Consider the following 22065-nt stretch of genomic DNA (forward strand, 5'->3'; position numbering starts at 1 on the left):
AATATTATGATGAATGGGAGTAATACAATCTGTGACACAACGCAATGAACAATCCGTAATGCTGGTTGATGGCATGGCCCTGCTTTTTCGTGCTTATTATGCAACCGCTGCAAACGGTTATATCCGTCGTACAAAAGCTGGAGTACCAACGAACGCCATATATGGTTTTATTCGATATTTTTGGGATGCAGTCCAAACCTTTAATCCTACACATGTCATTTGCTGCTGGGATATGGGAGGAACGACGTTCCGTGGGGAACATTTTGCTGCGTATAAGGGCAACCGAGCCGACGCGCCAGATGATTTGATTCCTCAATTTACTTTGATCCGTGAAGTGACGGACAGTCTCGGCATACCCAACATTGGGGCGGAAGGCTTTGAAGCGGATGATTGTATCGGTACGCTCGCACGCCATTATTCGCAAAATGAGGACATGGATGTGATGATTCTATCAGGCGATCATGATTTGCTTCAATTGGTAGATGAGCGGACACGGGTCATTATTATGAAAAAAGGGCATGGAAATTATATGATATATACCCCGGAGACGCTGCTGTCTGAAAAGGGGCTTAAGCCGCGCCAAGTGGTCGATCTCAAGGGCTTGATGGGTGATGCAAGTGACAATTACCCGGGAGTACGCGGAATCGGTGAAAAAACGGCCCTCAAGCTGGTGCAGGAATATGACTCCATTGAAGGCATTCTGGAAAATCTGGATCAATTGACACCATCGGTCCGTAAAAAGATTGAGAGTGATTTGGATATGCTGCATCTTTCACGCAAGCTTGCTAAAATTCACTGTGATGTGCCTGTTGCGTGTGCTTTAGACAGCTGTCTGCTGACGCTGGATCATGTGCAAATTGTCGATAAATTTGAGCAGCTTGAAATGAAAAGCTTGTGCACTTTGATGGGTGTCGCAACCGGATTATAATGAAGCTGTTAGGCTTGTGCTGTGCATTTCAGGTGGACTAAGTTATACAGGGATGCTGGCGCTTGGTGCGTTAGTGTCCTTATTTGTATGAACTGACTGAGCTTAGATATATAACCATGTGAAGGATTTTATACAATTGTCATAAGGGGATTGACCTTAGGCTCGTTTCAGGTGAATATAATGGAGAGAGATCATGGAGAGGGGATTACAGCAGCTATGACAGTATTGGGAGCAATTGAGGCAGGCGGTACCAAATTCGTATGTGGAATCGGAAATGAACGAGGGGAGGTATTGGAAAGAGCAAGCTTTCCAACAACGACCCCAGCAGAAACCATGGAGAATGTCATTGCATTTTTTGAAGGCAAGGGGATTGAAGCGCTGGGCGTAGGCTCATTCGGACCGATTGATCCTATCGAAGGCAGTGATACATATGGTTATATAACTACAACGCCAAAGCCGCATTGGGGAAATTATAATCTGATTGGCAAGCTGAAGGAGCATTTTGATGTACCTATGGGATTTGACACGGATGTGAATGGAGCAGCACTGGGGGAATCCATTTGGGGTGCGGCTAAAGGATTGGACAACTGTCTTTATATTACAATAGGTACAGGCATTGGAGCGGGTGCTTTGGTTGGCGGAAAGCTGGTACATGGATTATCCCACCCGGAAATGGGACATATTTTGGTACGTCGTCATCCAGAAGATAACTACGAGGGCACATGTCCATATCATGGAGATTGTCTGGAAGGGCTGGCAGCGGGGCCGGCGCTTGAAAAAAGATGGAAGGTTAAAGGACATGAGCTTTCTGTGGATCACCCGGCCTGGGAAATGGAGGCGCATTATCTGGCACAGGCTCTAATGAGCTATGTATTAATCCTGTCACCGCAAAAAATTATTATGGGCGGCGGAGTAATGAAGCAGGATCAATTGTTCCCGCTCATTCGTACCAAGCTTCAACAACTCTTGAACGGTTACGTACAGCATCCAAGTCTGACTTCAGAAATTGAGCAATATATCGTATCTCCGGGATTGGGTGACAATGCTGGATTGTGCGGAGCTCTGGCTTTGGCCAAGGAAAAGCTGAATTCTTAGAATTTATGGTTGACGGTACTCCAAGGTCCGGTTATCATATAGGCAACAGCATAGTACGGATCAAAAGGGAAGCACCTTTCTTGCGAATACGCGGGATAGGTGCTTTTTTTGCGTTTTTGTATTGTGCGGAACAGTAATTCAACCATCTGAGGGAGGAAGAATCATGGAGATTGTATTTCTAAATCGTTTGTCTAAACGGAATGAGCAGGGCTGTGAGGAATTTGCACAGGTATGGATCGGGCAACATGAAGGGGGATGGAGTGCAGGCTGGAGCACGCACCATGTCCCGGATGAAAGTATAGACGACCTTTGGTATGAGGGCAGTTTGTGGCAGGAATTACTGCATGTATACCGTCATGAGCTGGCGCTCAAGATGGCTGAAGGCTACAGACCTCTAATTCATGGCGTTTTTCATGAACAAGAAGGATCATCAGGACGTGGACAAACGTTACAAAAGCTGTATTGCTATAGTGATTTGTTTCCGCGTGATGAGGTGTATGAACAATTGACGATGTGGAGACGGCAAAAAGCAGCAACTGAGCGAAAAGCACCTTATTTAATCGCTACGAATCGACTACTTCGACTCATCAGCGTCTATCTTCCTCATACCGAAGAAGAATTGTTAGAACTGCCTGGAATGGGCCAGGGTAAGGTGTCGCAATATGGGACGGAGCTATTATCTATTACGAAGCAAAATGATCGGACCACGCCCTTTCCGTTGAACTGGGTAACAGAGACACTGGAAGAAGAAGCTTTTTTGTCATGGCTGTACAAGCAAAAAGAAAACCAGTACAAACAGGAACTAAATAAATTTAGCCTGACTAGAGCGATTATCGAAGGCATTTCGGACGGTCTTTCACTGGAGCATATCGGCATGAAGACAGGCTTGCACCGCAGAGAAGTGATTGAAGCTGTGGAGCATTTGGATAGAGATGGAATGGATATGGAGAAGCTGATTCGCAAGGAATTGGCACATGTATCTGAGGAGGAGCAGGCCGCCATTTGGTCTGCTTTTGCAGAGTTGGGAGATACGTTGCTCAAGCCCATTATGTTAAAAGTATATGGAGAAGAAAAAGCGACGGAAGCCGGATTGGATCAAATTTATGAGCGACTGCGACTGATTCGTATACGGTTCCGCCATCAGCAGGTGCCTGACCGACATGTTGGATAATATAGAGACAATTGGAAGTGTCCTAAAGTACAAATAAGGCCCAACATAGCAAAAAGCAGCAACGAGTTCCTCATAGGACTCGGCTGCTGCTTTTGATGACCAAGCTTGAAAACCGAAATAATTCAAACCCAATCCTTTTTGCGAAAAATACAGAACATACTGACACCTAATGCCACCATAATCCCAATGACGACAAAATAACCATAACGTGTATGAAGCTCAGGCATATTATCAAAGTTCATCCCATATATTCCGGTAATGACCGTCAACGGCATAAATACGGTTGTAATGGCGGTAAACACACGCATAATTTCATTAGCACGGTTGGCGATACTTGACTGATAAGCTTCTCTAAGGTTCCCCATCAAGTCGCGATAAGTTTCGAAAGTCTCCGAAATTTTCACAGCATTTTCATAAATGTCGCTAAAATATTTTTGTAGTTGATCGTCGATAAGACGCAAATCCCGTTTGTTCAGGGTATTGATGACTTCCTTTTGCGGGCCGAGCACTTTTTTTAGCCATAGAATCTCACTGCGCAAGCCGATGATTTCGTTCAAGTGCGACTTTTTCGTATGCATTAGAATGTCTTCTTCCAGCTTTTCAATGCGAACTTCAATCCGGTCACCAACCAGAAAATAGTTGTCAACGATCAAATCGACCAACAGATACATAAAACGGTCAGGCTGGCTGACTTCCTGCTCCCATAGCATAGGCTTGAGAGTACGAAGCTCATTGATTTTCTGCTTGGTCACCGTAATGATAAAATGACGGCCGAGAAAAATGTTCAAAGCGCGCAAAAATATTTCTTCATCATCGAAACGAATACTATTTACAACGATAAAATAATGGCTTTCATAAATTTCAATCTTTGGACGCTGTTCTTCTTCACTCAAACAGTCTTCTACTGCAAGATCATGCATAGAGAATAAGGGCTGTAGCACTGTCAGATCCTCGACATCGGCATCAATCCAATAAAAGCCTTCTGCCGGTGCAGTGAGCGCCATTTCAATTTCTTCGACAGGGGTAAAAACCCCGTTGTTGACCAAACGGATTTTCATATATGTCACTCCTTATGCTCCGTCGTAACGGAAGTACGTTTACCTTAAGCATAAGGAATGGACTCAGTTAGCCAGTTAGCCGGTGCGGGTAAGCGTGCATACTATCAAAAGCAGAAGGCTTTTGGAGCATGCAGAGCCTGGCGTCCCGTCTTTCGGCAAGCTGAAGTCATTCCTATGCTGTTGTTCAGGGATCGCCGCCTATTCGGGCTCGGGTCGCCTTCCATTCCGGATTCACCTCACAAATGTTCTTTTTTAGGTTGCCACAGCATCACAGAAAACACTCTAATCTACACTGTTGCACCATATTTTTGCCTATTAGCACTTGTATAGTATAACGCTCGGCCTACGGCCTTTCAAGCGCAAAATCATGGGCTAAATCAACAGCAGTCATATGAGCTTCTGCAACAGGGGGGATATGATTTAACCTATGGAAAAGGTAGACAAAATGTGAATGCAGGGCACAAATTTACAAGCCTATCTTGACGAAGCCCAGCCGATGCATTAAAGTGAACAACAAGAACTTTGTGAACCCAAAATGAATATAGCGAAATCTTATCAAGAGCAGGTGGAGGGACTAGCCCGATGATACCCGGCAACCGGCGATTTTAATCGCACGGTGCTAATTCTTGCAGGACTCGCGCTTTGTACAAAAAAAGCGTAGCCCTGACAGATGAGAGAGGCGCATATGGATACAAATATGACCTTTCTCTAACTGAGAAAGGTCTTTTTATTATATGCCCGGCATCTCTACCAGACGATTTTCGCACAACTTACCGATCAAGGAGTGAGTTTACATGCCGATTAAGATTCCAGATACGCTGCCTGCTAAGGAAGTACTGGAGGGCGAAAATATTTTCGTAATGGACGAAAGCCTGGCTTATCATCAAGATATTCGTCCGTTGCGCATCGCCATTTTGAATTTGATGCCTACGAAGGAAACAACGGAAACCCAACTGTTGCGTCTGGTCGGCAATACGCCGTTACAAGTGGATGTTACGTTGGTACACATGAAATCTCATGTATCTAAAAATACATCGCAAGAATATTTGAACATGTTCTATAAAACATTTGATGAGATCAAGAACAGTCGTTTTGACGGCATGATTATTACAGGAGCCCCCGTTGAACAGCTTGAGTTTGAGGATGTGACCTACTGGGAGGAGATCCGGCAAATCTTTGAGTGGACGAAAACAAATGTTACTTCGACCATGCATATCTGTTGGGCCTCACAGGCTGGCTTATACCATCATTTCAATGTTCCGAAATACGGGCTCGACAACAAATGCTTTGGGGTATTCCCACACACCGTTATTAAACCTAAAGTGAAACTGCTACGCGGCTTTGATGAACTGTTTTATGCCCCCCACTCTCGGCATACAGAGGTTCGGCGGCAAGATATTGACCATATTGCCGAATTAGAAGTTTTATCCGAATCCGAAGAAGCTGGAGTGTACCTGGTAGCCACGCTTGATGGTAAACAAATTTTTGTAACAGGGCATTCTGAATATGATCCACTTTCGCTGAAATGGGAATACGACCGCGATGTGGCCAAAGGACTAGATATTGACGTTCCCAAAAATTATTTTCCTAACGATGATCCTGAACGCATACCGCCCTCTATCTGGCGGGCTCATGCCAATTTATTATTTTCAAATTGGCTTAACTATTATGTATACCAAGAAACACCTTATGATATCGGACCTCAGATTTAAAAAGGGGCTTGTAGTTTACCCTCATACAGTACCACCTTGCAGTAGCGCAGCAGTATAGTCTTGGACATCCATTTTTGCAGCATATGTTATAGCACCTACTATGGAAGTGAACAGGAGGATTCATATGAGTGAGAAACAGTGGAAAATCGAAAGCAGATTGGCACAAATCGGTTCAGTAGAGGAGCCAGTAACCGGAGCAGTTAATTACCCGATTTACCAATCTACGGCGTTCCGCCATCCCCGTCTGGGTCAAAGCACAGGGTTTGATTACATTCGGACGATTAATCCCACGCGAAAGGTACTGGAAGAGGCTGCTGCTGCACTTGAATCTGGAGATGCAGGCTTTGCTTGCAGCTCAGGTATGGCAGCGCTGCAAACTGTATTTGCTTTGTTTGGACAGGGAGACCACCTCATTGTATCGCTGGATCTTTATGGCGGGACCTATCGTTTGCTAGAGCGTATTTTATCCAAATTTGGTGTGACCGCAAGCTATGTGGATACAAACGATCTCGAAGCACTCCAACAGTCATGTCGACCGAATACCAAAGCTGTATTCATAGAAACGCCTACAAATCCGTTAATGATGATAACTGATATTCAGGCGGTGGCTGCATGGGCATCACAACATGAGTTGCTTACTATTGTAGATAATACGCTGCTAACACCATATTTCCAGCGGCCATTGGAACTGGGTGCGGATATTGTGGTACATAGCGCAACCAAATATTTGGGCGGGCACAACGATGTGCTGGCAGGGTTGATTGTAACCAAAGGAAAAGAACTGTCAGCTGAAATTTCCTTCTTGCACAATTCCATAGGGGCTGTGCTTTCCCCGAGCGACTGCTATCAGTTGATGAAGGGGATGAAGACGTTAGCGCTGCGTATGGATCGACATGAGCATAATGCAACGGTGTTGTCTAATTATTTACTGACACACCCTGCAGTGGCGGAAGTATTTTACCCGGCGCTTGAGGGGCATCCGGGTCGTGAGATACAAAATAAACAATCCAGCGGGAACACGGGTATTTTCTCTTTTAAAGTAAAGGATGCTCGCTATGTTGAGCCTTTGCTTCGTCATATTAAGCTTATTGCGTTTGCCGAAAGTCTGGGCGGTGTAGAATCGCTAATGACTTATCCTGCTGTGCAGACACATGCGGACATACCGGCAGAAATTCGGGATGCAGTCGGGGTAGATGACAGGTTGCTTCGTTTCTCCGTAGGTATCGAGCATACAGATGACCTGATTGAAGATTTGCGTTCGGCACTGGAAGCGGCACGTCAAGAAGTAGAAGGAGGGGAGCAGCAATGATAGAGGATGCGAGGAAGATCGGAGAGGATCTGGACAAAGGGCGGAAATTCGCAACCAAGCTGCTGCATTTTGGCTCTGAAATTGACAGTGTTACAGGGGCATCGAGTGTCCCGATCTATCAAGCTTCGACCTTTCACCATCATGATATTTTTAATCCTCCACAGCATGATTATAGCCGTTCAGGTAATCCGACACGACAAGCTTTGGAAGATTATATCGCCTTATTAGAAGGCGGAGCTTGCGGTTTTGCCTTTGCATCAGGTATGGCTGCTATCTCCACTACATTTATGCTCTTATCCGCTGGTGATCATGTCATTGTTTCAGAGGACGTATATGGAGGAACATATCGACTGCTGACCTCCATCTTGAAACGGATGAATATCGAAACGACCTTTGTTGACATGACGGATCTCAACCTTGTGAAAGAGGCGTTGCAGGAAAATACAAGGGCTGTGTATATGGAAACCCCGTCTAATCCGACACTCAAAATTACCAATGTAGCTGGAATAACCTCTTGGGCAAGGGAAAATGGGCTTCTGACGTTATTGGATAATACTTTTATGACACCTTATTATCAACGTCCGATTGAGCAGGGAGTCGATATTGTATTGCACAGTGCGACCAAGTTTCTGGGTGGACACAGTGACGTATTGGCAGGGCTTGCGGTAGCTCGTACCGAATCGTTGGGGAGACAAATCAAGCAGCTTCAGAATGGATTAGGTACTGTGCTGGCACCGCAAGAGTCTTGGCTGCTCATGCGTGGTATGAAGACACTGGAGGCGCGTATGGCTCACAGCGAAAAAAGTGCAGCTAAGCTTGCAAATTGGCTAAACGAGCGCAATGACATTGAAGCGGTATACTATCCCGGCTTGGAAAATCATCCAGGGCGTGCGGTTCATGAGAGTCAATCGAGCGGTTATGGTGCAGTAATATCGTTTGATGTGGGTTCTGGTGAGCGTGCAAAAGAGGTCCTCAGTCGCGTACGTATTCCCATTGTTGCGGTGAGTCTGGGAGCTGTGGAAAGTATCTTGTCGTACCCAGCAATGATGTCACATGCGGCTATGCCGAAAAGTGTACGATTGGAGCGGGGGATTACAGATGGACTACTCCGTTTCTCCGTAGGTCTGGAGGACATTGATGACCTAATCAGTGATCTGGATGAGGCGCTGCGCTAGAGCGTTACACATCCGTAGCAGCTAATGTTATACGATGGAAGCAAGTAGGTACAGACCTAAGCAGCAGGTTTCCGTATTTCAGGAGGCTTGCTGTTTTTATATGAACGACATGAAAGACAGTGTGAAAAAAGGCACTTTTCAGTCTAAGTATGGTTCCTTACCAAAAGATATGTTAGTATTATCATTAGGTTTTACTATGCTAAATAGCACAGACAACATACAAGGCTAGTCATGAACATACATTACGGCAGGGTTCGAACGCAGGTTTGTGAAAGCATTCTCGTTCATAAGTCCTGTCTTTCATTTCGTCGCCCTGTGACAGCGAAGGAGGATACACCATGAGTGTAATCGACCATATTTTAGATAAAGCCCTACGCGGCGAACGCTTGAATTTAGAGGATACCGTTGCTTTGTTCGAATCAGACGAGGTCGAAAAAATAGGTCATGCGGCGAATAAAGTCATGAATCGCATGCATCCCGATCCCATAAAAACTTTTGTCATCGGACGGAATATTAACTATACGAACGTGTGTGACGTATACTGCCGCTTTTGCGCTTTTTACCGCAGACCGGGTTCCGATGAAGGGTATGTTTTGCCGGATGAGGTGATTTTTCAAAAAATTAAGGAAACGCAGGATGTAGGTGGCACCGAAATCCTAATGCAAGGCGGTGTAAACCCAAATCTGCCGTTCAGCTATTATACTGATTTGCTGAAAGCTATTAAAGAACGTTTTCCCGATATCACCATGCACTCCTTCTCACCAGCTGAAATTCACAAAATGAAGGAAAAATCCGGTCTATCCATGGAGGAAACGATCCGGGCCATTCATGAAGCTGGATTGGATTCACTACCGGGCGGAGGCGGAGAGATTTTGGATGACCGCACACGCCGCAAAATCAGCCGTCTCAAAGGCTCCTGGCGTGATTGGATGGATGTTATGCAAACAGCTCACAAGGTTGGGATGAACACGACGGCTACGATGGTGATCGGCTTTGGCGAATTGATGGAGGAGCGTGCGCTGCATCTGCTGCGTGTCCGTGATGCTCAGGATGAATGTATTGAAAACAAATATAACTCTGAAGGATTTTTGGCCTTTATTCCTTGGACCTTCCAACCAGACAACACTAATTTGAAGAAGGAACGCCAGACGCCAGAGGAGTATTTGAAGACAGTAGCGATCAGCCGTCTTGTTTTGGATAACATCAAGCATATCCAATCTTCATGGGTAACGATGGGACCGGAAATCGGTAAAAAATCACTGTACTACGGTTGTGATGATTTTGGCAGCACCATGATTGAGGAAAACGTTGTTTCCGCTGCAGGCGCAACGTATAAGGTTAACATTGAATCCATTTTACAGTTGATCCGTGAAACGGGTCACATTCCCGCACAGCGCAATACCCGTTATGATATTATTCGTACTTTTGACAGTGCCAGCAGTATTGAGCATGACTTTATTATGCAAAATTAATATCAGCTAATATATCATACATTACAAAACGCTTATCTTTCACTATCCTATGTACAAGGATAGTGAAGATAAGCGTTTTTGTGCGGAAGAGTGAATACTACAATATCTTTAATCTTTTTTCTATTATGGTTAATATATTTGGGCTTTGCTACGTTTCCCATCGCTTCATATACATGATCTCAGCCTGTGGGTCTGCCATTTGGATGGCCGCCTTAAAGCGCTGCAAATCCAAAAGATGAACACTATAAATGATAACCATTTGTTCTTTTTTATCTGATTCGCTTTTAATCTTGCCCTTTATCTGGGCGGCAGAACCTTCGATTGGTGTGCTGTGTAAACGCAACCTGCGATATATGGCCTCTTCGACAGTTTGCTGTTTTTTGCTGACAACACAGACCATGCGTCTCAGACCAGTAAACATCAGCCGGGTCGTTTCATAAGCAGCGAGACAGGATAAGGCAGAATAGAGAGCTGGCTCCCATCCTAGCACAAAACCAGCCGTAATGAGCAGCAGGCCATTACACAACATTACAATCTGTATTAACGGAATTTTCCGATGAATTAGCAGCAAAGTGGATGGACGGCCATCGTCAGACTTGCTGAGTCCTAGTGAATCAAGTAGCCCCCCGTGACGAGCGGTCAGCGCTGCCCCAAGCCCAATACAGATTCCGCCTCCCAAAGCACATACGACCGGATGGCCACTCACTGCCGGAAAAGGCGAGAGAATGATGGCTGAGCCTGAAAAGGCAAACAAGCCTGGGAGTGCGCGAAGCAGCATGGGCTTGTGAGTAGACAAAGAAAACAGCAGCATTAGTGGCAAGTTCAAAACGAATAGCAGTAACCCAAAATGCTCCTGTGTATAAAGCGACATGAGTCTGGAGATTCCTGTTACGCCTCCAGCGATCATATCATGCGGATGTAAAAACAATTCCAGACCGACGGATGCCGTAATTCCGCCAATCACCGTATAAAAGACAGGGAACCTGCTCGCTTCTCCTGAAGCGGGCTTTACAAGCCGCCTCATAGAGTTTCGGCATGGTTTACAGCGTGCGGCATGGCCTTCCCTCCTATGGATTTCGTATCCAGCTTTTACAGTTACGCCGATTTGCTTTCTTCCTTTCGTAAACGAGGGTCCTTAAATTTGAATATCTTGTTTAGCATATTAAAGATAGGCTTTGACTGCTTTGTCAGAAGCGGTCCAAGAATGGCCAGTATGAGTACATAGATGGCTGCAAAAGGTTGAACAATATCAAGCAAACCGCCTTCTTTACCCAAGTTGGCCATGATAATCGAAAATTCGCCTCGCGCCACAATAGTCAAACCGATATTTGCGGATGCTTTGGGAGATAAGGACGCCGTACGCCCGGCCAGCATTCCCGCCCAAACGTTACCAAATAGTGTGAGAAGGACGGCTGCTAATGCAAGCCATATGGCGTTTCCTCCTAAGGACAGCGGATCAATGGACAGTCCGAAGCTGAAGAAGAACAGGGCACCGAAGAAATCGCGGAAAGGAACAATTAAATGCTCAATCCGTTTGGCGTGTTCCGTTTCGGCCAGTACCAGACCGACTAGCAGGGCTCCAATAGCTTCCGCTACATGAATCGTTTCCGAAAAACCAGCCACCAGAAACAGTGAGCCAAAAACAACAAGTCCGAATACCTCATTGGAGCGGATACGAAGAATCCGATTTAGCAGAGGGACAGCCTTTCGACCGATGATAATAACTGCAAGCATAAAGCCAAGCGCGATGAGTGCCGATAGCAGTACGCCCCCGAGCGAGGAAGAGTCGCTAAGAACCAATCCGGAGAGGATGGAGATATAGACAGCGAGGAAAACATCCTCAAACATAATAATACCTAAAATCATTTCTGTTTCAGCATTAGCGGTACGCTTGAGATCGACCAACACCTTGGCTGCAATCGCACTGGATGATATTGTCGTAATTCCGGCAATAACCAGTGTCTCTGCTACAGGAAAGCCGCTCAGGAAGCCCAGAGCCAGCCCCAGTGTAAAGTTGATGCCTATATAAATGGTACCGCCCACAGCAATGGAACGACCTGATTTAATTAACCGACCTATTGAGAACTCCAGCCCTAAGTAGAAGAGAAGAAACAGCACTCCGATTCTCCCCATGAAATCTATAAACGGGGCGCTTTCGATAAACCGAAAATCAAAATGCCATAGCTCCATCGCATGCGGTCCAACCGCCATTCCGATCAGAATATAAAAAGGGATGACCGAGAAGCGCAGTTTGGAGGATATCAGCCCCACTGCAGCGATTAGAGCAATAGCCAATCCAACCTCAAATACCAGATGATCCATCCAATCACCCGCTTCCGTTCATAAGGATTTGTTTAAAGCGTTTCTGCTGATCGCGTTCTCCAACAACAACTACAGTGGCATCATCGCTAATAATCACTTCAGGGCCAGGATTTACATATTTTTTTCCCTTTTTCTCCACAATGGCAATAACCGTGGCACCCGAATTTTGCCTTATATCCAGCTCCCCGATGGATTTGCCAACACTTGCATAGTGGGATTCCACTCTGTACCATTCGATAATAAAATCGTCAAATGTCATTTCTACACTTTCGAGCTGCTTGGGCTTATAAGTCATACCACCGATGATGGAGGCTACCAATCGTGCTTCCTGATCATTTAGGGTCGTCATAGAAATGCTTTGTTCCAGATCCTCGTAATCAAAGTGATATAGCTCACGTCTGCCATCATCATGAATAATAATGACAATTCGGTCGCCGCTCTCCGCATCGATTCGATACTTAATTCCGATTCCTGGCAAAATAGACTCTCGAATATCCATTTATAAAGCCTCCTGTATAATGCGTTTATTTAAGTGAATGATATGGGAAATAAATCACATACTTTGGGAGTGACATGAAAAATTGAGTGAATTAAATTTTAAATAAAAAACGGAAAATTAAATTTTACGATTAGATGAATAGGAAAAGTTAGCAAAGAGACATGCAAATATGGTGATATGCATGCTAAAAGGAGGTTAAGCCACATAACTAGAGGTAAATTTGATGGGGAACAAGAACAATTGTTTCTTTAGCTTACAGATGATAGGAATAAAAGGCAGACGTAGCTTAGGAATGCTCATTAGCAGCACAAGCGCTATCAAAATGACAAAGGGAAGTGATTTAGCCGCAGCAATCACCAGATGCAGTAATGGGGAGGATTTGCGCACCGCTGGTTTGGAATGATGTTCCAGACCGTGGGAATCCGTTTCTAACGAAGTAACATCAGCATGAAGCATAAGTGAAGATCCCGAAGTAAACTGAAGGGATTGAGTGGTATCTTCCGCATGAAACGTCACAGGAAGGGACAAAATCTGAACGAGGCTCAATATGACGATCATGAATGTACGCAGCATGTTCAGCATCGTTGACATCTTATCTCTCCCTCTTGTGAAAAATTCATATCACTATAACCTTAACATACCCCGCCCTAAATATTCAAACGCCTTTCGGTTTTTACCTAATCACGGTAATTGTTTATAACACGCTGAACGTCTCTTTGAAACCTGATCAGCCTCTTTTGCATATGTCTTTTTGTTTCCAGTCGTTCACTTCGTATAACCCTTCAGAGGCCGCCATATACTGAAAGCAGTGATCGAAAGGAGTGAGCCAATGGAACTGTTTACAGTGTGGACCAATACAGACGGAGATCAAGAAACCGACCGTTTTTACGAAGTGGTCAAAAGTAGAACCAAGGGACTACATATGTCACGGCGCGGATTTCGATTCACTTTCAGACAGCTGGACAACAAAGTGGCATGGACCTGCAAGGGCACTGAAAGCAATTCGGCGTTTGAAAGCTTTCTTCCCTGTGTATACAGCATCATGTCTTCGGCCATAGCGGATTATATTATCGAAGTCAGGGAGTGGGGGATACTCAATCATATTCTCGACAAAGCCTGCTCGTTGCTGGAGAAAGAGGACGTTGGACAAATTCGTAGCATGATTCGCTCACTGTTAAATGATGATGGTCCCCGAGGACGTTTAAAGCGCCATGGTAAGCTGACCACTCTCCTGGAAAAGGACTTTAAGGAGCTTCGTGTAATCAATTTGGAAGGGCTTATTCAATTCAGACTGCATGCGTATAAAAAAGAGCTTGAAGAAATCGTTGACTATGCCATGGAAGAATTCTGGGCAGATCGGCAATATGAAGAATTTATGGGGCTACTTAAATATTTTGTGTTTTTTCAGGAGAGCAAAGTTCCACTCGTGCATGTACTTCACCAAGGCGGGCATGATTTTACCATTCTCGATAGTGCCATGGTGCCGATACCGACTCCTGATGCAGATGATATTATTGTGGAAATGCCCGGTATTGAACTGGAGATGGAAGTTGAGGATCGAATCGTCAGTACCCTTATTTCGATATCTCCTGCTTCCATTATATTGCACACAGACGATGAGCACACCCCTATTGTGCAAACGCTCCTGCATATTTTTGAAGACAAAGTGAAGCTAAGCAGACTTTATCCGGGGCAGGATGTTCAAAAATAATTAATAGTTCGTATAAACTCATGGATTTCTGGAAAGCCTTTGCCTCAAGGGGAGGTTTTTTATGAGATCCATGTTGGTATGGAAACGGGTTTTGGGAGCCATGTTAATCGCAATCTGTCTGGTATTGCCCGGCAATGAGGTTTACGGTCACAAAGAACCGGTCCAGCATAAGAAATGGCAATCCGCACCTGTTATAGCTCCACGCGAAGAGCAGGTTATTACGACCATGACGGTCACGGCAACAGGATATACAGCAGGCTATGAATCCACTGGCAAACGGCCGAATCATCCCGGTTACGGTATTACGTATTCCGGTGTAAAAGTGCGTCGTGACAAAAATACACTGTCCACGATTGCGGCTGATCCGAAAATGTTTCCTTTGGGCAGCATATTGTACATTCCAGGTTACGGCTACGGTATTGTAGCAGATACAGGTTCAGCGATTAAGGGCAATAAAATTGACTTGTATTTTAAAACAATCCGGCAGGTGTATTCTGAATGGGGCAAGAAAGATGTGGATGTTCAAATCATAAAAAAAGGAAACGGAAAATGTACGGAAAAAATGATAAAATCGCTGCAAAAGGCGATAGAAACACATAAGACCATTCCGCCCGAGACACTGGATGCTTCCATATAATCCTTGAATATTGTTTTTCCTGACTTCACATACTATGTTTCGGGATGAGCTTATCCCGCAAACCATACTGGGAGGTTGAGGAATATGCCAAATCAAGGCGGTAGTTCTTTTATGAACAAAGGCTTCAAGGTAAACACAGGAAATCAGTTCAAAGCGGAATTTGCACAAGACGATACGGTGGGCGTTGTTTCTCAAAAGGTGAAGCAGTCTGAACAAAATAAAATTCAAGACAACTTCCAAACACCAAATGAGAAGTATGACGAAGAATTTGCAACAGATCAAGGCGGTACAAGTGCAGTAGCACAAAAAGTTCAAAACTCCAGTCGCAGCAAAATTCAAAGCAATGCACAAACACCGAACGAAAAGTTCGACGAGAACTTTAACACAAAATAAAAAGCATACTCAACACGAAATGCTCCGGATTGAATTCCGGGGCATTTCGCGTTGAGTAAAAGTGGCTAGCTACAATAGGTCTAAGGTTTTATCTCCTTTTTAATTTTTTTTAAGGTGGAATTAAGGTTTAAAGTGCAAAATAAAGTCAGCTAAACAACACCACCTTGAAGCATAGGGTTTGGGAGGAGATATACAATGGACGAATTTAAAAATAATAATTCCGGGCGCCGGAACGACAATGATCAGGTTGATAACGATAAAACAACTCGGCCAAACGATTCAAATGGTTCCTCATATTACTATTCCTATGGCCCTTTCTCCTCAGTGCAGTCGGACGGACAACGCAGGGAAGGGCAGTCGGTGGAAGACGTTGAGATTACGCCACCGCAAGCAGTGAGACCGCTTCCTTCCTCTTATCAACGTGCTATGCCTGAGCAACAGGAGGGTTCGGGTCGGAATAGCGGCAACTGGCAATTTAAACCGAATAAGCCCAAATCGCAGGTAAAAACGATTTTGTTATCTTTTTTAGCCGGAATGCTGGTCATTACGGTATTGATGTATACAGCTGACCGAACCAATATGTTCACACCGGAGACAGCGTTGACTTCGGCGGCAGCTGAAAGCGGAGAAACGACGAATTCGGGAACCACTAACTCGTCTCCAAGCGCAGTTCCGGCTGTGATGCCTTCAGGTACGGCTGATGTTCAATCTGTTGTGGCCAAGGCTGGCCCGGCAGTCGTCAAAATTGAAACACTTGCCAAGCAATCTAGTGCTGGCAGCGGCAGACAAAGCAGTCCTTATTACAATGACCCGCTATATCAATACTTTTTCGGTAACCAGTATGGTGATAGTGGCAGCAGCGGTAATAGTAATGAAAATGAAGGCAACAGCAGTGGACAGCTGACTCCGCTGGGTATTGGTTCCGGTTTTATTTTTGATAAATCGGGTTACGTCCTGACTAACAACCATGTTGTGGAAGGCGCAAGTGTGGTACAGGTTACAGTAGAGGGAACCAACAAGCCTTACGAAGCCAAAGTCTTGGGCAAAAATGCAGATTTAGATTTGGCAGTTCTTAAAATTGAAGGAAAAAATAACTTCCCGACCGTAACCTTGGGAGACTCCGATAACGCTAAAGTCGGCGAGTGGATGGTTGCAATCGGTAACCCAGAAGGCTTTGAACATTCGGTAACTGCCGGTGTGCTAAGCGCGAAAGAGCGTACTATCACCATTAATAGTGAGTCAACTGGAAAACCGACGCAATACAAGCATCTCATTCAGACGGATGCATCCATTAATCCTGGTAACTCTGGCGGACCGTTGTTAAATCTGCAAGGGCAGGTTATCGGTATGAACGTAGCTGTTAGTGCAGATGCACAGGGGATCGGGTTTGCGATTCCGTCCAATACGATTTTGGAAGTCGTTGATAAGCTGAAAAATAACCAACCTATTCCGAAAGAACCTGTACCTTTCATTGGTGCAAGTCTGTTAAACTTGAGCCCTGAAGTAGCTAAGGAATTAGGTACATCTCTGACTGAAGGCTCGGTAGTTCGGGATATTATATACAAATCACCAGCTTATCAGGCTGATCTGCGTCCTTACGATGTAATTATCGGAGCCAATGGCACGCCTTATAGCACATCACAGGAGTTAATTCAATTCATCCAAAAACAAAAAGTGGGTACAGCACTTACGCTTAACATCGAACGAGCCGGGCAGAAAAAAGATATTCAGCTAAAAATAGGAAATAAAAATGAATTTAGCTCGACTCTTCAGCAGTAAGAGAATAACTCTAGAATTGAACACGAACGTAAGAAACGGAAGGTAGACGACCCTTCCGTTTCTTGCTGTATGCGGTGGCAAGATGCTACACGCGTCTACTCCTGCTACAATAGAGGGAAAAGAAGAAGAGATAAAGGAGTTTGATCGTGTATGCGCTCTACTATTCTGATCATTGATGATGATGAAAAAATTGTATCCATGCTGCGCAGAGGGCTGGCATTTGAAGGTTATGAAGTGCTGACAGCCGCCAATGGAGCAGAGGGATTAAATAAAATGCTGACAGCTGAACCTGATTTGGTCGTGCTGGATGTAATGATGCCACAGGTCGATGGTTTTGAGGTTTGCCGTCGTATGCGGGAGGGAGGGAGCACGGTACCCGTCCTAATGCTTACAGCCAAGGATGAGGTGCAGAACCGGGTAAAGGGTCTGGATCTGGGGGCTGATGATTATCTCGTGAAGCCGTTTGCTCTGGAGGAGCTGCTGGCCCGAGTGCGAGCACTTTTGCGGCGTAAAACTGAACAGCAGGACAATAATGGGAATCGGCTTACCTTCGAGGATTTACAACTGGATAATGAATCTCGTGAAGTGGTTCGTGGTGGCAAACGCTTGGAACTGACGGCCAAAGAGTTTGAACTGCTGCATTTGTTCATGCAAAACCCGAAACGCGTTCTGTCGCGTGATCTGATTATGGACAAAATTTGGGGCTATGACTATAGCGGGGAATCGAATGTGCTGGAAGTATATATTGCCATGTTGCGACAGAAAACGGAGCAGGATGGTGGCAAACGGCTTATTCGTACCATTCGGGGAGCTGGCTATATTTTAAGAGGTGATGTGTAATATGTCTATTCGGTGGCGGCTGACAGCTTGGTATTCGAGCATCTTGGCTATAGTGCTTGTCATTTTTGGTCTGGCTATTTACGGACTAGTATATTACTACACATATAATGAAGTGAAAAGTCAGCTTATGACTCAGGCGCCACAGATTAACAAGCAATTACGCCTTATTATAAAAGGGGGATTGTTTGAGGTCCCTAACCTGGATCTGGGATTGGAGCAGGGGCGTGGAATAGACGACTCACAGCTCTATGTTCAAATTTACAATTATACGTCCGGTGTAACCAAAACGACCCAAAATATGAAAGACCTCAGTATCACCTTCCCTGTTCCGTCTACAGCGACAGGAGCAGTTCAAAATGAGGGGATTCGGCGTGTGAACGTAAATGGGGATTCCTTTATGATTATTCAACAGCCGATCAAATCCGAGGAGTTGGGCTTGGTGGTCGGGCTGCTACAGGTAGGACAATTCACGGGCTCTCAGGACCGACTTATGAACAGGTTACAAAATGTGCTTGTATACGGTTCGTTGTTTGCATTACTCGCTGCTGCGACCTCAGGTCTCTTCCTGGCTCGTAAATCTATGAAGCCGCTGGTCAAGGTCATTGAGGGGGCCAATCAGATTCAATCGAGTAATGATTTGAGTGTTCGGATTGAATATGACGGTCCGCCAGATGAAATCGGACAATTGATCGGGACTGTTAACAACATGCTGGGGCGTACAGAAGTGTTCTACAAGGAACTTGAAGATGCATATGGTGCGCAGCGCCGCTTTGTGGCCGATGCTTCCCATGAACTGCGCACACCCTTGACGACGATTCGTGGCAACGTTGATTTTCTGCTCAAAATGTGGACCACCGAACCGGGAGAGCGACCGAATATGGATGAAGCCATGATTCGCGAGCTTTCCATGGAGGCGCTGAATGACATGGCGGATGAAGGCAAACGAATGAGTCGCTTGGTGAGCGATATGTTGTCACTCGCAAGAGCAGACACAGGGAAAACGTTCGATAAGATGCCTGTTGCGCTGGAGCCGCTCGTAAACGAGGTTGCTCGTCGTGCTCAGTTTTTGGAGCGAACGGCCGAATGGAATGTGGGCGACTTTTCGTTGTTGAATGGTATTTATATGAACGGAAGCAAAGATTATTTGCAGCAAATGCTATTCATTTTCATTGATAATGCATTTAAATATACACCTGAAGGCACTGTCCGATTTGATGCGATTGTATATCAGGGACAGGTGGGGCTACGGATCAGTGATACGGGCATTGGGATGGACAAAAGTGAGGTTCCCTTTATTTTTGACCGGTTTTACCGGGCAGATGAATCACGTGGCGTGACGGAGGGGATTGGCTTGGGATTATCTATTGCCAAGTGGATTATTGATGAACATCAGGGGTCTGTGGAAGTGGTTACGCGCCAAGGAGAAGGAACGACCTTTGTCATTTGGCTTCCAGTCAGCTTTTCCGCGCCTTTGGAATAGGCTATAATAGGAGGGGAACTACATCATAGAATTGGCCGGTAGAGGCATAAAAGCCCACAGCTGTCCATATATTGGAGCTGTATACTGTGTCGAAGAAAGTGGGGGCTATTTTTGGAGGTACTCAGAATTTCGCCCCGGGGTTACTGCTACGGCGTAGTCGATGCCATGGTATTGGCTCGTCAGGCAGCCAGAAATTTGGACTTACCCCGGCCTATTTATATACTAGGCATGATTGTTCATAATAGTCATGTCACCAATTCCTTTGAAGACGAAGGGATCATTACATTGGACGGACCGAACCGCATGGAGATTTTAAGCCAGGTAGAGAGGGGTACTGTCATCTTCACTGCTCATGGCGTATCACCAGAGGTTCGCAAGCTGGCACGAGACAAGGGATTGACTACGGTTGACGCAACCTGCCCTGACGTGACGAAGACACATGATCTGATTCGGGAGAAGTCTGCCGAAGGCTATCAGATCATTTATATTGGCAAAAAGAATCATCCAGAGCCAGAGGGAGCTATCGGTATTGCTCCTGACCATGTTCATCTGATTGAAAAGGAAGAAGAGATTGAAAGTCTTTCACTGTCAGCAGACAAAATCCTGATTACGAATCAGACGACCATGAGTCAATGGGACATCAAGCACATAATGAAAAAGCTTCTAGAAAAGTACCCAGGTGCCGAGATACACAATGAAATCTGTTTGGCGACGCAGGTACGTCAGGAAGCGGTAGCTGAGCAGGCAGGACAGGCGGATCTGGTAATCGTGGTCGGTGACCCGCGAAGCAACAATTCCAACCGATTGGCTCAGGTGTCAGAGGAAATAGCTGGTACCACGGCTTATCGTATATCTGATATAACTGAGCTGAAGAGGGAGTGGCTTGAGGGCGTAGCCAAAGTAGCCGTAACATCAGGGGCTTCAACACCTACGCTGATTACCAAAGAAGTCATTACGTATTTGGAACAGTATGATGCGGATAACCCGGAAACATGGGAGATTCGGCGAACCATTGATATGAAAAAGCTGCTGCCTCCGGTACGAGAAAAGTCAAAAACGACGAAATAATATATGATTGATTACAGCCGTTATTCGGATACAAGCATCCGGATAACGGCTTTTTTACATTGCTTAAGTGCCGATGTTATTCAATTGAACCATGTTTCCTAACTCGAAAAATAGAATAATTCGGGACAATTAAGCCTTGACGAGTCGAACTAAAACAGGTATAGTTGCTTTAATGAATAAAAGCTTAAAAGCGAACAAGCGTCTAAGTGTCATAATGTTATCCTATGTGGTTAGTAAAATACGGTTTATAGAGAGGGAGAAAACAATGATCGTTATCGCTGGTGTTCAAACACCTGAAGAACATATCCAAGCTATTGTCGAAGTTATTGAAAAAGAAGGATTGCAGGCTCATGTATCCCGAGGATCGGATCGTACGATTATCGGACTGATTGGTAGCGTAGAGCCGAAGCTGGCAGAACATCTACGCCAAATGAAGGGTGTAGAAAATGTGGTTAAAATATCGAAGTCCTACAAACTGGCCAGCCGTGATTTTCACCCGGAAAATACGGTGATCTCCATCAAAGGTGTAAATATCGGCGGCGGCGAGCTTGTCGTTATGGGGGGACCATGTGCTGTTGAGTCTGCTGCGCAGATCGATGAAATTGCCGGATTGGTCAAAGCTGCAGGCGCGCAAGTCCTTCGTGGAGGTGCTTTTAAGCCGCGTACAGGGCCATACAGCTTCCAAGGAACGGGTGTAGAAGGTTTAATCATGATGGCTGAGGCGGGGCAGAAGCACGATCTCTTGACCATCACAGAGGTCATGACACCTGAATACGTAGACATCTGTGCGGAATACGCCGATATTCTGCAAGTAGGTACACGTAATATGCAAAACTTTGATTTGCTACGCAAGCTGGGTACTTGCGGCAAGCCAGTATTGCTCAAGCGCGGTTTCAGCTCAACTTATGATGAGTTTTTGAATGCTGCCGAGTACATTTTGGCAGGCGGCAATCCGAATGTTATGTTGTGTGAGCGCGGTATTCGTACATTTGAAACCTACACTAGAAATACGCTCGACTTGTCCGCGATCCCTGTTTTGCAACAATTGAGCCATTTGCCGGTCATTTCCGATCCTAGCCATGGCACAGGTAGACGTGAACTGGTTGTTCCTATGACGAAGGCTTCGGTAGCTGCCGGAGCGGATGGTTTAATTATTGAAATGCATACAGACCCTGACAACTCGATGACGGGCGATGGTGTACAGTCCCTATTCCCGGATCAATTTGCAGATTTGCTAAAAGATTTGGAATTGTTAGCTCCTGCAATTGGAAAAACATTCCACACACCTAGTGCCGTATCTTAAAACTAATTATTAACATTAATGCATAAAAGTTTTGCCGCAATGCAGTAAATAAGAGTAAAATCACCTAAAAGCCCGATGTTTCGGGCTTTTTGTATTGTTCAAATGTTATCAAG

Annotated in this window: 20 protein-coding genes and 1 riboswitch; of the genes, 15 read left to right on the forward strand and 5 right to left on the reverse strand. The window is 45.3% G+C overall.

The genetic code is table 11. The annotated features are described in order from the left end of the window. Positions 1-31: 31 nt before the first annotated feature. The 3 genes from ACN6NF_RS07290 (at position 32) to ACN6NF_RS07300 (ending at position 3194) form a co-directional block, all read left to right on the forward strand. Entirely contained in the window at positions 32-928 is an 897-nt protein-coding gene (locus tag ACN6NF_RS07290) for a 5'-3' exonuclease (RefSeq protein ID WP_474316482.1), read from the forward strand. Between the two features lie 216 nt (positions 929-1144). Further along, the gene (locus ACN6NF_RS07295; RefSeq protein ID WP_474317534.1) at positions 1145-2023 is read left to right on the forward strand and encodes an ROK family protein; all 879 of its coding nucleotides are present in this window, start codon (positions 1145-1147) and stop codon (positions 2021-2023) included. 163 nt (positions 2024-2186) lie between these two features. Beyond that, a complete protein-coding gene (locus ACN6NF_RS07300; protein WP_474316484.1) occupies positions 2187-3194 on the forward strand; it encodes an HRDC domain-containing protein in 1008 nt (335 codons plus the stop codon). A gap of 122 nt (positions 3195-3316) precedes the next feature. Here the strand turns inward: ACN6NF_RS07300 and corA are convergent, their stop codons facing one another. Then, positions 3317-4252 (reverse strand): magnesium/cobalt transporter CorA, encoded by a 936-nt coding sequence (gene corA / locus ACN6NF_RS07305; protein WP_013370115.1) that lies wholly within the window; start codon positions 4250-4252, stop codon positions 3317-3319. Positions 4253-4801: 549 nt separating this feature from the next. Further along, a riboswitch (SAM riboswitch) is annotated at positions 4802-4929 on the forward strand. Between the two features lie 117 nt (positions 4930-5046). Between corA and metA the strand changes: the two genes are divergently transcribed. The 4 genes from metA (at position 5047) to mqnC (ending at position 9920) form a co-directional block, all read left to right on the forward strand. Further along, positions 5047-5964 (forward strand): homoserine O-acetyltransferase MetA, encoded by a 918-nt coding sequence (metA, locus tag ACN6NF_RS07310; protein ID WP_474316486.1) that lies wholly within the window; start codon positions 5047-5049, stop codon positions 5962-5964. A gap of 124 nt (positions 5965-6088) precedes the next feature. Next, entirely contained in the window at positions 6089-7273 is a 1185-nt protein-coding gene (locus ACN6NF_RS07315) for a PLP-dependent transferase (protein WP_474316487.1), read from the forward strand. Beyond that, complete coding sequence (locus ACN6NF_RS07320) at positions 7270-8448, forward strand: aminotransferase class I/II-fold pyridoxal phosphate-dependent enzyme (RefSeq protein WP_474316488.1); 1179 nt, start codon at positions 7270-7272, stop codon at positions 8446-8448. Before ACN6NF_RS07315 ends, ACN6NF_RS07320 begins: the two co-directional genes overlap by 4 nt. A 338-nt stretch (positions 8449-8786) precedes the next feature. Continuing rightward, complete coding sequence (mqnC, locus tag ACN6NF_RS07325) at positions 8787-9920, forward strand: cyclic dehypoxanthinyl futalosine synthase (RefSeq protein WP_016820516.1); 1134 nt, start codon at positions 8787-8789, stop codon at positions 9918-9920. Between the two features lie 148 nt (positions 9921-10068). Here mqnC and ACN6NF_RS07330 read toward each other — a convergent pair whose 3' ends face one another. The 4 genes from ACN6NF_RS07330 to ACN6NF_RS07345 all read right to left on the reverse strand — a co-directional run bounded on the left by ACN6NF_RS07330 (position 10069) and on the right by ACN6NF_RS07345 (position 13332). Next, positions 10069-10944: a YitT family protein gene (locus ACN6NF_RS07330; protein ID WP_474316490.1), complete on the reverse strand. Its 876-nt coding sequence runs from the start codon at positions 10942-10944 to the stop codon at positions 10069-10071. A 71-nt stretch (positions 10945-11015) separates the two neighbouring features. Next, positions 11016-12242, reverse strand: a complete 1227-nt coding sequence (locus tag ACN6NF_RS07335; protein WP_474316491.1) for a cation:proton antiporter — start codon at positions 12240-12242, stop codon at positions 11016-11018. Positions 12243-12246: 4 nt separating this feature from the next. Beyond that, entirely contained in the window at positions 12247-12741 is a 495-nt protein-coding gene (locus ACN6NF_RS07340; RefSeq protein WP_474316492.1) for a cation:proton antiporter regulatory subunit, read from the reverse strand. Between the two features lie 195 nt (positions 12742-12936). Beyond that, on the reverse strand, positions 12937-13332 hold the full coding sequence (locus ACN6NF_RS07345; RefSeq protein ID WP_474316494.1) for a hypothetical protein: 396 nt from the start codon (positions 13330-13332) through the stop codon (positions 12937-12939). A gap of 238 nt (positions 13333-13570) precedes the next feature. Here ACN6NF_RS07345 and ACN6NF_RS07350 point away from each other — a divergent pair, with 238 nt between their 5' ends. The 8 genes from ACN6NF_RS07350 to aroF all read left to right on the forward strand — a co-directional run bounded on the left by ACN6NF_RS07350 (position 13571) and on the right by aroF (position 21952). After that, a complete protein-coding gene (locus tag ACN6NF_RS07350) occupies positions 13571-14452 on the forward strand; it encodes a putative sporulation protein YtxC (protein WP_474316497.1) in 882 nt (293 codons plus the stop codon). Between the two features lie 61 nt (positions 14453-14513). Further along, a complete protein-coding gene (locus ACN6NF_RS07355; protein WP_474316500.1) occupies positions 14514-15089 on the forward strand; it encodes a 3D domain-containing protein in 576 nt (191 codons plus the stop codon). A gap of 84 nt (positions 15090-15173) precedes the next feature. Next, on the forward strand, positions 15174-15482 hold the full coding sequence (locus ACN6NF_RS07360) for a hypothetical protein (RefSeq protein WP_474316501.1): 309 nt from the start codon (positions 15174-15176) through the stop codon (positions 15480-15482). A gap of 195 nt (positions 15483-15677) precedes the next feature. Then, positions 15678-17261, forward strand: coding sequence for a S1C family serine protease (locus tag ACN6NF_RS07365; RefSeq protein ID WP_474316502.1), 1584 nt, complete (start codon positions 15678-15680; stop codon positions 17259-17261). Positions 17262-17411: 150 nt separating this feature from the next. Then, entirely contained in the window at positions 17412-18101 is a 690-nt protein-coding gene (locus tag ACN6NF_RS07370; RefSeq protein WP_474316504.1) for a response regulator transcription factor, read from the forward strand. 1 nt (position 18102) lies between these two features. Next, entirely contained in the window at positions 18103-19581 is a 1479-nt protein-coding gene (locus ACN6NF_RS07375; protein WP_126666749.1) for a sensor histidine kinase, read from the forward strand. A 111-nt stretch (positions 19582-19692) separates the two neighbouring features. Beyond that, positions 19693-20649, forward strand: a complete 957-nt coding sequence (locus ACN6NF_RS07380) for a 4-hydroxy-3-methylbut-2-enyl diphosphate reductase (protein WP_474316506.1) — start codon at positions 19693-19695, stop codon at positions 20647-20649. Positions 20650-20914: 265 nt separating this feature from the next. Then, positions 20915-21952 carry a 3-deoxy-7-phosphoheptulonate synthase gene (gene aroF, locus ACN6NF_RS07385; RefSeq protein WP_017426658.1) on the forward strand — a complete coding sequence of 346 codons (1038 nt, stop codon included), beginning with the start codon at positions 20915-20917 and terminating at the stop codon, positions 21950-21952. The last annotated feature ends 113 nt before the right edge of the window (positions 21953-22065 follow it).

It is taken from the genome of Paenibacillus sp. TSM33 (genome assembly GCF_056099025.1).

Excerpts from the sequence above, each read along its gene's own strand:
- ACN6NF_RS07295 (WP_474317534.1), top strand. The coding sequence starts at position 1,145 with ATGACAGTATTGGGAGCAATTGAGGCAGGCGGTACCAAATTCGTATGT.
- ACN6NF_RS07300 (WP_474316484.1), top strand. The coding sequence starts at position 2,187 with ATGGAGATTGTATTTCTAAATCGTTTGTCTAAACGGAATGAGCAGGGC.
- corA (WP_013370115.1), bottom strand. The coding sequence starts at position 4,252 with ATGAAAATCCGTTTGGTCAACAACGGGGTTTTTACCCCTGTCGAAGAA.
- metA (WP_474316486.1), top strand. The coding sequence starts at position 5,047 with ATGCCGATTAAGATTCCAGATACGCTGCCTGCTAAGGAAGTACTGGAG.
- ACN6NF_RS07315 (WP_474316487.1), top strand. The coding sequence starts at position 6,089 with ATGAGTGAGAAACAGTGGAAAATCGAAAGCAGATTGGCACAAATCGGT.
- ACN6NF_RS07320 (WP_474316488.1), top strand. The coding sequence starts at position 7,270 with ATGATAGAGGATGCGAGGAAGATCGGAGAGGATCTGGACAAAGGGCGG.
- mqnC (WP_016820516.1), top strand. The coding sequence starts at position 8,787 with ATGAGTGTAATCGACCATATTTTAGATAAAGCCCTACGCGGCGAACGC.
- ACN6NF_RS07330 (WP_474316490.1), bottom strand. The coding sequence starts at position 10,944 with ATGAGGCGGCTTGTAAAGCCCGCTTCAGGAGAAGCGAGCAGGTTCCCT.
- ACN6NF_RS07335 (WP_474316491.1), bottom strand. The coding sequence starts at position 12,242 with ATGGATCATCTGGTATTTGAGGTTGGATTGGCTATTGCTCTAATCGCT.
- ACN6NF_RS07340 (WP_474316492.1), bottom strand. The coding sequence starts at position 12,741 with ATGGATATTCGAGAGTCTATTTTGCCAGGAATCGGAATTAAGTATCGA.
- ACN6NF_RS07345 (WP_474316494.1), bottom strand. The coding sequence starts at position 13,332 with ATGTCAACGATGCTGAACATGCTGCGTACATTCATGATCGTCATATTG.
- ACN6NF_RS07350 (WP_474316497.1), top strand. The coding sequence starts at position 13,571 with ATGGAACTGTTTACAGTGTGGACCAATACAGACGGAGATCAAGAAACC.
- ACN6NF_RS07355 (WP_474316500.1), top strand. The coding sequence starts at position 14,514 with ATGAGATCCATGTTGGTATGGAAACGGGTTTTGGGAGCCATGTTAATC.
- ACN6NF_RS07360 (WP_474316501.1), top strand. The coding sequence starts at position 15,174 with ATGCCAAATCAAGGCGGTAGTTCTTTTATGAACAAAGGCTTCAAGGTA.
- ACN6NF_RS07365 (WP_474316502.1), top strand. The coding sequence starts at position 15,678 with ATGGACGAATTTAAAAATAATAATTCCGGGCGCCGGAACGACAATGAT.
- ACN6NF_RS07370 (WP_474316504.1), top strand. The coding sequence starts at position 17,412 with ATGCGCTCTACTATTCTGATCATTGATGATGATGAAAAAATTGTATCC.
- ACN6NF_RS07375 (WP_126666749.1), top strand. The coding sequence starts at position 18,103 with ATGTCTATTCGGTGGCGGCTGACAGCTTGGTATTCGAGCATCTTGGCT.
- aroF (WP_017426658.1), top strand. The coding sequence starts at position 20,915 with ATGATCGTTATCGCTGGTGTTCAAACACCTGAAGAACATATCCAAGCT.